Source organism: Lebetimonas sp. JS085, assembly GCF_000523295.1.
Classification (GTDB): Bacteria; Campylobacterota; Campylobacteria; order Campylobacterales; family Nautiliaceae; genus Lebetimonas.
On sequence record NZ_ATHR01000001.1, the window covers coordinates 1,081,495 to 1,094,216 of the forward strand.

The window sequence follows — 12,722 nt, forward strand, 5'->3', positions numbered from 1 at the left end:
TGGTGAGTTAATAATTATGAATGTTGAATTATGAATTATGAGTTTTGAATGATGAATTTTGAATGTTGATTTTGAAGTTGTGAATTGAAAAAAAATTAAAGGAGCGATATGAAATTCATAGGAACCCGTGGGACAGATAAAGAAAAAACATTCAGCGAAGTTATCTTGGACCCTGCCGCACCGAACGGAGGGTTGTATGTTCCTAAAAAACTGCCTAAAATTAATGAAAAATGGCTTTTAAAATATTATGATGTGCAAGGAGACAAACCTTATACACATATAGCAAGAGGAATTTTAAAACAATTTAAAGTTGATATTGATAATAAATTAATAGAAAAAGCACTGTTTACATATTTAAGAAATTTTGACGATGAAGAAGTCGTGCCTGTGGTAAGAATAAACGAGGATCTTTTTATAGGTGAGCTGTGGCACGGTCCTACCCGTGCATTTAAGGATATGGCGCTTCAGCCATTTGGAGTGATATTCTCAAATCTTGCCAAAAAAAGAGAAGAAAATTATTTAATTTTAGCTGCAACAAGCGGAGATACCGGGCCTGCGACCCTTAAAACATTTGAAAACAGAGAAAATATAAAAGTGGTATGCCTTTATCCTTATAAAGGGACAAGCGAAGTTCAAAAACTTCAAATGGTAACAACTGATGCTGAAAATGAAAAAGTCCTTGGAATCATGGGTAATTTTGACGATGCACAAACGGCACTTAAAAATTTATTAAAAGACAAAGAATTTAGAAAAACTTTAAAAGCAAACGATATTAAACTTTCAGCTGCAAACAGTGTAAATTTCGGAAGAATTATTTTTCAGACAGTTTATCATTTCTGGGCGTATCTGAAACTCGTTGAAAGAATGGAAATAGAAATGAATGATAAAATAGATGTTATTATTCCAAGCGGAAATTTCGGAAACGCACTCGGGGCATATTATGCTAAAAAAATGGGCTTGCCTATTGAAAAAATTGTAATTGCAAGCAATAAAAACAATGTTTTATATGAATTTGTCACATACGGAAAATATGATTTGAGAGATAAAAATTTAATTAAAACAATATCACCTGCCATGGATATTTTAAAATCATCAAATGTCGAAAGACTTTTATTCGACAAATTTGGAGAAAAAAGATGTATAGAATTGATGGAAAATCTTGAAAAAGAAGGGTATTTTGAATTAACTCCTAAAGAACACGAAAAAATAAAAGAAGATTTTTTGGCTGATTTTGCAACTGATGGAGAATGCGAAGAAATTATTAACAAATATACAAAAAACAATTATTTAATGGACCCACACACCGCTACAGCCGTTAAGGCTTATGAATATTTAAAAAACAAAAGTTTGATTAATAATAAAGTTGTAGCTTATTCCACAGCCGAATGGACAAAATTCGCTCCAAGCATATATAAAGCCCTGACAGGCGAGGATGTTGAAAGGGAAATAGCCGAGTTGGAAGAGAGAACAATTTCCGATAAAGATGCAATTGCATATATTGAAGCCAGCTTAGATGTAACAGCCCCTGAAATAATCAGAGAGCTTTTTGAAAAAGATATTAAAGAAACTGTAATCGATAAAAAAGAAATTAAAGAAAAAATTATAGAATTTATTGCTGAATGAAAACTGTTTTAGGAATATATCTATTTATTTTACTGGGGTTTTTGTCTAAAAAAAGTTTTAAAGAAATTGAGGTAAAAACCCTGGTTATTCTTTCGACCTATTTTCTCCAGCCTTTTCTTACCCTTTGGGGCATAATGCTTATTCCTTTAAATAAAGAGCTTGTTTTGGCACCGTTGATTTATCTGATGGCTGTTTTTACGGCACTGATTTTTACATATTTTTTTTCAAGAGGGCTTGAAAGAAAAGAAAAAATAATAGCAACTCTAACTCCTTTAATCGGAAATACCGGAAATTTAGGGATTCCTCTTAGTTATGCACTTTTTGGAGAAATCGGTGCAAGTGTTGCGACTTTGATTAATCTTGCAAATATATTTTTTATTTATACCTTTGGTATATTTTTTTATGCAAGCTCAAAATTTGATTTTAAAAACGCTTTCAAAAAAATTATAAAAATTCCTGTTATATGGATAGGGATTTTGGCAATATCGCTTAACCTTTTTGATATCAAATTTGATAAAGAAACAATGAAAATACTTCAAATGGGCGCTTTTGCCTCCATAGTTACCCAATTACTGATTTTTGGCATTTATATAGCTGAAATAAAAATAAAAGAGGTCAGTTTTAAACTGGCTTTTTTAACAAGTTTTAATAAATTTGTGGTTTTCCCTTTTGTCGCTTTTTTGATTTTAAAAATTTTTGGATTTAACGAAATTTTTTTTAAAACAATTTTATTGGAAGTAATGACACCTTTGGCAATTACAAATGTAAATTTGGCAAGTCTTTTTGATTTATATCCGAGAAAAGTTGCATTTTTAATTCTTTTAACTACTTTTTTATTTTTGATTGTATCTTTTTTATTTATTTAATTCCTCGTAATGTAAGACTCAAAAGTCCAAAATATTCATGAATTGCTTTATAACTTTTATGAAAATTTCCTTCTTTTGGAAAAATGTCCCATATTGTATAATAAGGTTTGTAATAAAATCCCACAGGTTTTGGAATGATTTTAAATCCGAAATGTTTAAAAAGTTTTATAGCCCTTTTCATATGAAATGCACTTGTTACTAAAAATATCTCTTTTTTTAGATGTAATTTTTTAAAAACTTTTGAAGTAAATTTTGCATTTTCATAGGTATCAAGTGAATTTCTTTCATAAAAATCTTTAATTTTACAATTACATATTTTTTTAAATTTTCCAACATCTTTTTTTATGAAATCGGCTTCTTTTATTTTAATCCCGCCTCCTGTATAAACAAACGGAAGATTATATTTTTTGGCTAAAAGTAAGCCGTAAATTTCCCTTTTAAATGCATCGGGATATGCTTTTAATATATCGTTTGGATTTACTCCTCCACCAAGTACAACAACGGCTTTTGGTTTGATATAATCTTTATTATAATTATGTTCAAGCGGATAAAGAAGTAAATTTGCAGCAAATTTATTTGATAGTAAGTAAAGAGTTAAAGCAGATATATAAAAAAGCCATTTTAATTTTTTAGCAAAAATACCGGCAAATATCAGTATAATTATAAAAATTCCTGGCGGCAGGAAAAGATAAGTAAACAGCTTTGAAATTATAAACATAAAGGAGCCTTTTTTGAATGTAATTATAACAGGTGCGAGCAGGGGAATAGGCAGGAAACTTGCCAGATATTACGCAAAAAAGAATAAAGTTTTTGCCATTGCAAGAGATGAAATTAAGTTAAATGAACTAAAAAAAGAAAATGAAAATATAATTCCTATAGTCTGTGATTTAAGCAATATTAATGAAGTTAGAAAACTTAGATTTGATGAAATTGATTTAGTTATTTGCAATGCCGGAATTTCACTTCCACATGCTCCAGATTTTACTCCGTATGAAGAGTTTGAAAAACTTTTTCAAATAAATTTTTTAAGCATTCACGCACTTTTAGAAAACATAGTGCCAGATATGCAAAAAAGAAAAAGAGGGAAAATTGTATTTATCTCTTCTCTTGCATCAATTATTGCATCTCCAACCTCTCTTCCTTATTCGGCATCAAAAAGGGCTCTTAATTCATATGCCCAGAGTCTTAGAAATATGTTAGCAAAATATAATATAAAAGTTATAAATATAATGCCTGGATTCATTAAAACCGATTTAACTGCAAAAAACGATTTTTATATGCCATTTTTAATGGATTTAAACGAAGGTGCTAAAAGAATTATTGATGCAATTGAAAAAGAAAAAAAAGAGTATGCCTTTCCAAAAAGATTTTATTATATTTTGAAAATGTTTAATCTGCTCCCTTTAAATATTCAGGATAAAATTTTGCAAAAATTTGCAAATTAACTTGCATTAAAAAAATTTTTTATGTATAATTTCAATCCACAAATATTCCGGCGTAGCTCAGTCGGTAGAGCAGACGGCTGTTAACCGTCGGGTCAGAGGTTCGAGTCCTCTCGCCGGAGCCACAAAATCAATGTAAAATGTAAAATTTTATTTTAAGGTGTCTGGCACTAATAAAGAATCATGGATAATTGATGTTAAATTTTGAATTAATATAATTATTGAATTATTTATATTTATAATTTTATACGCTCTTAATAATTGATTTTGTGTTTCTCTTGCAAAAATCTTTAAAATAAGATATATTAAATCCAAAAAAGGCTTTTAATGAAATCTGTTTGCACATATTGCGGTGTAGGATGTGAAATAGATGCCAAAATTCAGGATAATAAAATAGTAAAAATAAATCCTGTTAAAGACGGAATTTCAAGTGGTGGTGAACTTTGTATAAAAGGAAAATACGGATTTGAATTTTTAAACAACAGAATTAATAAACATCTGATAAGTTATAAATTTATTGAAAATAACGCTGATAATATGCCGCTTGAGCTTCAGGTCAGGCTTGCTAATTTGAAAGAATTTGATGAGAATTTTTATGAAGCTCCTTTGTCTTTGGCTGTTGACATAACCGCATGGAAATTAAAAGAGATTATAAAAAATTTTTCTTCCCATTCTGTCGCCTGTATAGGTGGGGCCAGAACAAGCGTTGAAAGTGCCTGGATGTTTCAAAAGTTTGCAAGGGAAGTTATAAAAACTCCTCATATCGATAACTGTGCAAGGGTTTGCCACGCTCCAAGCCTCAGCGGACTTAAAATGAGTATAGGGGAGGGGGCGAGCAGTGTGGATTATGATGCAATTTTTGACGCCGAGGTTATTTTTATAATCGGCTCTAACACAACGGTTGCACACCCGATGGTTGCAAGCAGGATAATAAAAGCCAAAAAAAGAGGCGCTAAAATAATAGTTGTTGATGTTAGGGAAATTCCTATTATGAAATTTGCCGATGTTAAAGTTATTTTGCCGCTTGAAAGTAATCTTTTATTTTTAAATGCAATCGCAAAAGAACTGATTGAAAACAATTTAACTGATATTGATTTTATAAAAAAAAGATGTGTTAAATTCGAAGGATATAAAGAGCTTTTATTTCATGATAAATATGATAAACATTTTTTCAAAAAATTAAAAGGGTTTGAGCAGGTAAAAGAGCAAATCGAAGAAATTGCGAAACTGATAACCAAAAAAACAATTTTTACATGGGGACTCGGGGTAACGGAGCATATTGACGGGACTGAGGCGGTTAACGCCATAAGCAACTTGGCTATGCTTACTGGTAATATTGGAAAAAAAGGTGCAGGGGTATTGCCTCTCAGGGGTCAGAATAACGTGCAGGGTGCCTGCGATGTGGGGTGTTTGCCTTATTACGGGCCTGATTATGCAATACCTGAAAAAATAGGGGAGATGACTCCGGATATAATAGAAGAGATGTTAAAAGGTAAAATAAAAGCCATAATAAATATGGGGGAAGATATTTTGCATATTCATCCCAATCAGAATAAAATAAATAAAGCTTTTGAAAATTTGGACTTTTTGGCAGTTTTGGAAGTTATGGCGAGTGTTATAACAAAAAAGGCCGATATTGTATTCGGTGTAAAAAGTGCATATGAAAAAGTGGGTGTTTATATAAATGCGGAAAGAAGGCTTCACCTTTCAAATCCTTTAATTAAATCAGATATGCCTGATGACTGGGAAGTATTGCAGGCAATATCTGAAAAATTAGGAAAGCGTTTTAATTTTAATTCAAGCGAAGAGGTTTTTAATGAAGTAAAAAAAGAAGTCAAAAGATTTGAGGGAGCCACATATGAAAGATTAGAAAAAAAACCTCTCCAATGGCCAGTAACAAAAGACGGAAAAGATTCACCCATTTTGCATACAAAAACTTTTTCCACGCCTGATGGGAAAGGCCATTTTCATTATCACAAATACCATTTAAGAGGTGAAGTAAAAGATATACTTGAAAATAAAAAAAGATGGTGGTTAAATACAGGAAGGGCTCTTGCGCAGTATAATAACGCCGCACAAACCAGATATTCGGAAAAATTAACTAAAAAATATGATGATGATGTTTTATTGGTAAATCCTGTTCATAAAAACGAAATAAGCAATACTGTTAAATTAAAATCACATTACGGAGAGAGCGGGCATTTGAAAGTAAAATTTACAAATTCCCTCAGACCCTATACTCTTTTTACAACTTTTCATTTTGCAAAAAATAAAATAAATTATCTTTTTGGAGACGAACATGACCATAAAGTAAAAACCCCAAATTTTAAAGCTGTGGAGGTGGAAATAATAAATGTTGATTAATATGAATGATTATCTGAAAACTGATTTTGATATGATTATAGATACCAGAAGCCCCAGAGAATTTGAAGAATCCCATATTCCGGGAAGTATAAATTTATATGTATTAAATAATGAAGAACATCACGAAATAGGGTATTTATATAAACAGGTTTCCAAAAAAGCCGCCAATAAAAAGGGTGTTATATATATTTTAAAAAACATTGCTTCGCATCTTGAAAATAATGAATTTGAAAATAAAAAAATTCTGATTTACTGTGCAAGGGGAGGAAAACGCTCCGAATCTTTTTATGTGATTTTAAGACAGCTCGGATTTGATGTTTACAAATTAAACAGAGGCTATAAGGCATATAGAAAATATGTCAGCGGATATTTACAAAATATTCCGAATAATTTTTTGGTGCTCAGGGGGCCGAGTGGGTGCGGTAAAAGTGAATTATTACAAAATTTAAACCCGAGTCTTGATTTAGAAGGTTTGGCCAATCATTACGGAAGTTCTTTCGGTTCAAAAGGAAAACAGCCTTCTCTTAAGAAAAGTGGATAAAAATGACTCTATTTTTGTAGAGGCCGAAAGTTCCAGGCTCGGAAATTTACTGCTTCCCGGGAATTTAACAAAAAAAATAAAAACTTTCCCACAAATAGAAATAAACGCACCTTTGGAAGACAGAATTAAAAGAATTTTGAAATATTACGGAGATATCGATAAAAATGCTTTTAGCGAAAATTTAAATAAAATTAAAAAATATATATCAAATGAAAGTTATAACGAAATATTCAGCAGTTTTGAAAAAGGCAATCTGGAAAAAGTGGCAAAAATATTGCTTGTGGATTATTATGACAAAGTTTATAAAAAAAAAGAATCAGATTGTTTTATTTTAAATACGGATATTGAAACAACACTGAAAAAATTAAAAGAAATAAAAGAAAAATTTGTTAAAATTTTTTAAAAAGGAGATTTATGAAAATAGAAGATTTAGGACTTTTAAAACAGCTTGGATATTCTGAGAATAATATTAAAGAATTGGAAAAAATAAAACAAAATACTCCAAATTTTAAGAAAATTAAAAATCATTTGGTTTCTTTAAATGATAAATTAAAATATTTAAACGGTTTTATTGCTTTTTCAAATTCTGTGCCGCATTTAAAAATCAAAATTGAAAATAGCGGGGAATTATTAAATGAAGCAAAAGAGATTATTGAAAAATGGGCTAAAAAATATAATGTAATTTTAGAAGAAGTAAAAGAAAATGTTTTTTATATAAAAGGTATTAATTGAACATATTGTTTTTATTGCTAAACTGATTTACAAAAGGTATGATTTTTAAAATTGTATCTTTTGTAATTATTTCATTCCCTTTTTGAATAATTGCAACCGAATTGGATTTAAGGAGGGGTTTTAGCATTCCTGAACCGTATTTATAACTGTTATATACTTCCCATTCTCCGTTTTCATAAAATCCGAGTGCCGTATGGTCTTTTTTTGAATTAACTTTAAAATCGTTTTTGTTTTTTGCAAAATAAGTCTCATGATAATATTTGTCTGCACCGCTCATTTTTCTTAAAACTGGTATTCCTATGCAAAACATATTTAAAAAACTGCTTAAAGGATTTCCGGGCATTGCAAAAATAAATTTTTTACCTATTTTTCCTATCATGGTAGGACGTCCGGGTTTTACCATTATTCCGTGAAAAAATTCTTTTAATCCCAAGGTTTTAAAAACATTAAACATAAAATCTTTTTCCCCGAAACTTATTCCGCCGCTTGTTATGATTACATCATAAAAATTTAGTATATTTTTTATTTCTTTTAATGTTTCTTCGTAAGTATCTGCTACAATTCCGATAATATCGGCATTAAAACTGTATTTTTTTAAGAGTGAATAAATTGAGTAAGAATTGATGTTATATATTTCATCTTCATCGGCTTTTTCATAAGGCTCTTTCAGTTCATTTCCGCTTGAAAGTATGGCAATAGAAGGTTTTTTATATACTTTTATATTTGTAATTCCCTGGCTTGCAAGCAGTGCGATTGTCTCAGGTGTTATTTCTTCGCCTTTTTTTATTAAAATTTCCCATTTTTGGATATCTTCGCCTTTTTTTCTTACATTGGCGCCTTTTTTTATTTCTGGAATTTCAATATATTCACCTGTAACTTTTAAGCAGTTTTCAATCGGAATTACAGTGTCTATACCTTTTGGGATTTTTGCCCCTGTCATAATTTTAACGCATTCATTGTTTTTTATATCAAAATCATCAAATTTATCTCCGGCATAAATAGTTTTTATAATTTTAAATTTTTTTTTGTCTGAATGCTTAAATCCAAACCCATCCATGGCGGAGTTGTCAAATGAAGGGTTGTTTTTAGCGGCTTTTACATCTTCGGCTAAAAAATAACCTAATGCTTCATTTATAAAAACATTTTTGGAAGTTGATAAAAAACTTTCTTTTAAAGAAACTTCCAAAGCCTCTTTATAGGGAATATTATTTAACATTATTTTTTCTTGGATTTTTTTACAGGGGTTACCAGTAAATTTATATAATTTCCTTCAAGTTTAGGCTCGTTTTGTTTTTCAGCCACATCTTTTATCATTTCCCAAACCCTGTTTATAACTTCAAAACCTTTCTCAGGTGTTGCAAGTTCTCTTCCTCTTAAAAAAACTCTTAGTTTTACATGTTTTCCTTTTTCAAGAAAATCTTTTATATGTTTAACTTTATAATTTATATCGTTGTCTTGAATTTTACTTGTAAATTTTACTTCTTTGACTTCAATTTTAACCTGTTTTTTCTTTGCTTCTTTTTTCTTTCTTTCCTGTTCGTATCTGTATTTTCCGTAATCCATGGCTTTAGCAACTGGAGGGTTGGCATTTGGGGCTACGCATACCAAATCAAGACCTTTATTATATGCTGTTTCAAGCGCTTTGGCTGAATCTACTATTTTAGGCTCACCTTGGGTGTCTACAAATCTTACTCTGTCTGTAAAATCAACTACTTCTTCGTTCAATAAAACCTTGTCTTTACTCATAATTTAACCTCGCATAATTTTTTGATCATTTCTACAAATTCTCCTTTGCTTAATTTATATTGTTCTCTTTTTTTTCTGTCTCTTATGGCAACCAAATCATTTTCCACCTCTTCATCACCTATAATTACTACATATCCGACTTTTTGTTTTTCAGCATTTCTTATTCTTTTATTGAGTGAATCACTGCTGTCATAAATTTCGGTAATAATATCGTCATTAAGAAGTTCTTTTTGAATTTCTTTTGCATAATTTACATGATTTTCATTAATTGGAACAAAAATCGCTTTAACAGGGGCTATAAAAGTAGGATATTCGCCTGCATAATGTTCTGTAAGGATTGCTATAAATCTTTCAAAACTTCCTATAATCGCCCTGTGAATCATTACCGGGCGTTTTTTGGTGTTGTTTTCATCAATATAATTTATGTCAAATCTTTCAGGCAGGTTAAAATCTACCTGAATTGTTCCGCATTGCCATTTTCTCCCTATTGCATCAGTAATTTTTATGTCTATTTTCGGACCGTAAAATGCCCCACCGCCTTCGTCTATTCCATAATTTCTGTTAAGTCTGTTTAATGCACCTTTGAGGGCATTGGTTGCTTTTTCCCAGATTTCATCGCTTCCTATTGATTTTTCAGGTCTTGTAGAAATTTCCATTTCATATTCAAAGCCGAATCTTTGCATTATGGCATCTACAAATTCGAGTACTTTTATTACTTCATCTTCTATCTGGTCGTCCCTGCAGAATATATGTGCGTCATCCTGGGTAAATTCCCTAACTCTTAAAAGTCCGTGTAAAACGCCTGATTTTTCGTGTCTGTGGACTGTTCCGAATTCAAAAAATCTAAGAGGCAGTTCTTTATAACTTCTTACTTTATGCCCGAAAATTTTGACATGACTTAAGCAGTTCATAGGTTTAATACCGTATTCTTCCGCCGGTTTGTTGGGGTCGTCGTTTTCAATTTCTGTAAAATACATATTTTCCTTGTAGTTGTAATAATGCCCTGAAATTTTCCACATATGGCTTCTTAGAAGTTCGGGACCTTTTACGGGCAGGTAATTTCTTCTTATATGTGCGGAATATAACAGTTTTTCAAGATTTCCCCTTAGAAGTGTACCTTTTGGCAGCCAAATAGGCATACCCGCCCCGATTTCTTCATCAAACATCCAAAGTTCAAGCTCAGTTCCGAGTTTTCTGTGGTCTCTTTTTTTTGCCTCTTCAAGCATTTTAAGATACTCTTGCAATGCTTCTTTTGTTGCAAAAGCGGTTCCGTAAATTCTTGTCAGCATCTCGTTTTTACTGTCTCCTCCTAAATAGGCACCTGCAACTTTTTGAAGTTTTACGTTTTGAAGGTATTTGGTGTTTGGCACGTGGGGTCCGCGGCACAGATCTTCAAAATCCCCCTGTTTATAAATAGAAACCTTGTCTTCGTTGATCATATCCAGAACCGCCTGTTTCAGTTCATCATCTTTAAATTTTTTTCTTGCCTCATCCATTGAAATATAATATTTTTCAATAGGAATTTTTTTCTTAGCAAGGGCTTTCATTTTCTTTTCAATATTTTTTAAATCTTTATCGGTAATGCTTTCTTCTGTTTTTAAATCATAATAAAATCCGTTTTCTATGCTAGGCCCCACATAAAATTTAGCATCGGGATAAAGCTCTTTTATAGCCTGAGCCATTAAGTGGGCAGCTGAGTGTCTTATAAGTTCGAGTGATTCAGAAGAGTTATCAAAAAATATTGGTTCTAAATTTTCAATACCCATTTCCTGAGCTGTTTGAATATCAATAATTTTATCATTATATTTATAACCGATTATATCGTTATGCATTTTTGTCCTTTGAAGTATTTTGAAGGTTTAATAGTAGAAATAATAATCAAATGTAAAATCCTACTTTATTAATTTTCCATTTTACATTTTTGATTTTCAATTAAATTAACCCCTTTTTTGGTATGAATTTTAACTTAATTAATTTTTAATGTCAACAAAAAATAATGGAGAATGGAGAAATATACCAACCCTACGGTTATTTTGACAATTTGATAATGAGTGAATAGTGAGTAGTGAATGGTAAATAAATGTAAATTTTTTTATAATAATTGGTATTAATAATGGAAAATTAAAAAACGAAAAGTAAAAATTATAAATAGAAAATTTTAATAAAATGTTTTTACATTTATTTTTTATTTCCAATTATACATTTTACATTGAATAAGGTGTCAGAGAAATTTTTGTGTTAAAAAGAAAAATCCCAAAAGAAGGGATTATCCTAAGAATGGATTAGCATAAAGTGCTATTAAAGCAAGTACAAGTGCATAAATAACTTGTGCTTCGATCATCGCTAATGCGATGAACATTGTACCCATTAATTTACCGCCAAGCTGAGGATTTCTTGCAGTACCAGCAATTGTTGCTGCAGCAGTATGTCCCATCCCGATAGCACCACCAAGTGCAGCCAAACCTAAACCTACAACGGCAGCTACTACGCTGTAAGCTTGAATCATAGTAGAATCACCTGCAAATGCAAATGCCAAAAATCCTGCCATTAAAAGAGTGATTTTTTTCATTTTCTTCTCCTGTATATTTTATTACGCTATGTCCGTTCGGCTTGCGTATCCCTACTTATCACACAGCGCATTGCAATTATAAATAAAAATTAATTTTTTTGCAAGGTATGTTTTTTAATAATAAGTATAAATAATTAAAATAAAATATTTTTTCAATTGTTTTTTTAATTAATTTATGATATAATAATCATAGATAAGTTTTACTTATCTTAAGCTTTATTTAAGTTTTAGGCTGTATAATTACACCGAATGTGTATTCATTAGGTTAATGAATGCACACATAAAATTAAAAGGAGAAAACATGAGACGCTTAGCAAAAATGTTGGTAGCTGGAGCGCTACTTGCAAGTGTCACAGCAACAATGGCATTTGCTGATTACAACAAAGGATTTAAGTATTACGAAAAATATGTGAAAAGAATGTCACATATCAAAGGTACTAAATTCCTTAAAATCATAGGTGCTCAAACACCTGATGATATTAATGCATTATTTAAAAATAATGCAAAACCGTTAATTTCTCTACTTGAAAAAAAAGGTCAAAAAAAAGCTGCTAAAGCTATTGAAAAAATCGTTAAAAAACATAAACTTAACGATTTAAAAGACTTTTTGGTAGGAATGGTTAACGGTAAAATTCCAGCTGGCTGATAACGCTTAACAGGGCTTCGGTGAAGCCTTACGTTTTCTTAAATATTTTGATATAATTTTTCCCTTCGATGGAGGGGATGTGATCCCGGTGGACACCCCGGGCTTCAAACCCGGTGGGGCGGCAGGTGACTGTTTGCCCGGAAGGTTCGATTCCTTCCCCCTTCCGCCAAAAAATTATAAATTTTATTTATAA

The 12,722-nt window shown here is 31.0% G+C and carries 13 protein-coding genes and 2 tRNA genes; 10 read left to right on the forward strand and 5 right to left on the reverse strand.

The features are described from left to right. Window positions 1-108 precede the first annotated feature (108 nt). A complete protein-coding gene (gene thrC / locus DZ68_RS0106155; RefSeq protein WP_024787756.1) occupies window positions 109-1,623 on the forward strand; it encodes a threonine synthase in 1,515 nt (504 codons plus the stop codon). Further along, the gene (locus DZ68_RS0106160) at window positions 1,620-2,489 is read left to right on the forward strand and encodes an AEC family transporter (RefSeq protein WP_024787757.1); all 870 of its coding nucleotides are present in this window, start codon (window positions 1,620-1,622) and stop codon (window positions 2,487-2,489) included. Before thrC ends, DZ68_RS0106160 begins: the two co-directional genes overlap by 4 nt. Here the strand turns inward: DZ68_RS0106160 and DZ68_RS0106165 are convergent. Next, window positions 2,482-3,207: a YdcF family protein gene (locus tag DZ68_RS0106165; RefSeq protein ID WP_024787758.1), complete on the reverse strand. Its 726-nt coding sequence runs from the start codon at window positions 3,205-3,207 to the stop codon at window positions 2,482-2,484. The two genes, DZ68_RS0106160 and DZ68_RS0106165, sit on opposite strands and share 8 nt — an antisense overlap. 13 nt (window positions 3,208-3,220) lie before the next feature. On the opposite strand from DZ68_RS0106165, the gene DZ68_RS0106170 reads away from it, so the two are divergent. The 6 genes from DZ68_RS0106170 (at window position 3,221) to DZ68_RS0106190 (ending at window position 7,568) form a co-directional block, all read left to right on the forward strand. Beyond that, a complete protein-coding gene (locus tag DZ68_RS0106170; protein ID WP_024787759.1) occupies window positions 3,221-3,934 on the forward strand; it encodes an SDR family oxidoreductase in 714 nt (237 codons plus the stop codon). Window positions 3,935-3,980: 46 nt separating this feature from the next. Then, window positions 3,981-4,056: transfer RNA gene (locus DZ68_RS0106175), tRNA-Asn, on the forward strand. A gap of 202 nt (window positions 4,057-4,258) precedes the next feature. Then, the gene (locus DZ68_RS0106180; protein ID WP_035907181.1) at window positions 4,259-6,295 is read left to right on the forward strand and encodes a molybdopterin oxidoreductase family protein; all 2,037 of its coding nucleotides are present in this window, start codon (window positions 4,259-4,261) and stop codon (window positions 6,293-6,295) included. Then, window positions 6,285-6,836, forward strand: a complete 552-nt coding sequence (locus tag DZ68_RS10485; protein ID WP_051428191.1) for a rhodanese-like domain-containing protein — start codon at window positions 6,285-6,287, stop codon at window positions 6,834-6,836. The genes DZ68_RS0106180 and DZ68_RS10485 overlap by 11 nt, the downstream gene beginning before the upstream one ends. Continuing rightward, window positions 6,829-7,239: a hypothetical protein gene (locus DZ68_RS10490; RefSeq protein ID WP_051428193.1), complete on the forward strand. Its 411-nt coding sequence runs from the start codon at window positions 6,829-6,831 to the stop codon at window positions 7,237-7,239. Before DZ68_RS10485 ends, DZ68_RS10490 begins: the two co-directional genes overlap by 8 nt. 11 nt (window positions 7,240-7,250) lie before the next feature. Then, a complete protein-coding gene (locus DZ68_RS0106190) occupies window positions 7,251-7,568 on the forward strand; it encodes a hypothetical protein (RefSeq protein WP_024790899.1) in 318 nt (105 codons plus the stop codon). On the opposite strand, the gene DZ68_RS0106195 is transcribed toward DZ68_RS0106190, so the two are convergent. The 4 genes from DZ68_RS0106195 to DZ68_RS0106210 all read right to left on the reverse strand — a co-directional run bounded on the left by DZ68_RS0106195 (window position 7,561) and on the right by DZ68_RS0106210 (window position 11,883). Further along, the gene (locus DZ68_RS0106195) at window positions 7,561-8,784 is read right to left on the reverse strand and encodes a molybdopterin molybdotransferase MoeA (protein WP_024787762.1); all 1,224 of its coding nucleotides are present in this window, start codon (window positions 8,782-8,784) and stop codon (window positions 7,561-7,563) included. The two genes, DZ68_RS0106190 and DZ68_RS0106195, sit on opposite strands and share 8 nt — an antisense overlap. After that, on the reverse strand, window positions 8,784-9,314 hold the full coding sequence (infC, locus tag DZ68_RS0106200) for a translation initiation factor IF-3 (protein WP_024789897.1): 531 nt from the start codon (window positions 9,312-9,314) through the stop codon (window positions 8,784-8,786). Before infC ends, DZ68_RS0106195 begins: the two co-directional genes overlap by 1 nt. Then, a complete protein-coding gene (thrS, locus tag DZ68_RS0106205; protein WP_024787764.1) occupies window positions 9,311-11,146 on the reverse strand; it encodes a threonine--tRNA ligase in 1,836 nt (611 codons plus the stop codon). Before thrS ends, infC begins: the two co-directional genes overlap by 4 nt. Before the next feature lie 434 nt (window positions 11,147-11,580). Next, window positions 11,581-11,883, reverse strand: coding sequence for a F0F1 ATP synthase subunit C (locus tag DZ68_RS0106210; protein WP_024787765.1), 303 nt, complete (start codon window positions 11,881-11,883; stop codon window positions 11,581-11,583). 301 nt (window positions 11,884-12,184) lie between these two features. Between DZ68_RS0106210 and DZ68_RS0106215 the strand changes: the two genes are divergently transcribed. Both DZ68_RS0106215 and DZ68_RS0106220 read left to right on the forward strand, forming a co-directional pair. Beyond that, window positions 12,185-12,529 carry a hypothetical protein gene (locus DZ68_RS0106215; RefSeq protein ID WP_024787766.1) on the forward strand — a complete coding sequence of 115 codons (345 nt, stop codon included), beginning with the start codon at window positions 12,185-12,187 and terminating at the stop codon, window positions 12,527-12,529. A gap of 70 nt (window positions 12,530-12,599) precedes the next feature. Continuing rightward, window positions 12,600-12,698, forward strand: a tRNA-Sec gene (locus DZ68_RS0106220). The last annotated feature ends 24 nt before the right edge of the window (window positions 12,699-12,722 follow it).

Coding starts and splice junctions, on each gene's coding strand:
- thrC (WP_024787756.1), top strand. CDS start 109: ATGAAATTCATAGGAACCCGTGGGACAGATAAAGAAAAAACATTCAGC.
- DZ68_RS0106160 (WP_024787757.1), top strand. CDS start 1,620: ATGAAAACTGTTTTAGGAATATATCTATTTATTTTACTGGGGTTTTTG.
- DZ68_RS0106165 (WP_024787758.1), bottom strand. CDS start 3,207: ATGTTTATAATTTCAAAGCTGTTTACTTATCTTTTCCTGCCGCCAGGA.
- DZ68_RS0106180 (WP_035907181.1), top strand. CDS start 4,259: ATGAAATCTGTTTGCACATATTGCGGTGTAGGATGTGAAATAGATGCC.
- DZ68_RS10485 (WP_051428191.1), top strand. CDS start 6,285: ATGTTGATTAATATGAATGATTATCTGAAAACTGATTTTGATATGATT.
- DZ68_RS0106190 (WP_024790899.1), top strand. CDS start 7,251: ATGAAAATAGAAGATTTAGGACTTTTAAAACAGCTTGGATATTCTGAG.
- DZ68_RS0106195 (WP_024787762.1), bottom strand. CDS start 8,784: ATGTTAAATAATATTCCCTATAAAGAGGCTTTGGAAGTTTCTTTAAAA.
- infC (WP_024789897.1), bottom strand. CDS start 9,314: ATGAGTAAAGACAAGGTTTTATTGAACGAAGAAGTAGTTGATTTTACA.
- thrS (WP_024787764.1), bottom strand. CDS start 11,146: ATGCATAACGATATAATCGGTTATAAATATAATGATAAAATTATTGAT.
- DZ68_RS0106210 (WP_024787765.1), bottom strand. CDS start 11,883: ATGAAAAAAATCACTCTTTTAATGGCAGGATTTTTGGCATTTGCATTT.
- DZ68_RS0106215 (WP_024787766.1), top strand. CDS start 12,185: ATGAGACGCTTAGCAAAAATGTTGGTAGCTGGAGCGCTACTTGCAAGT.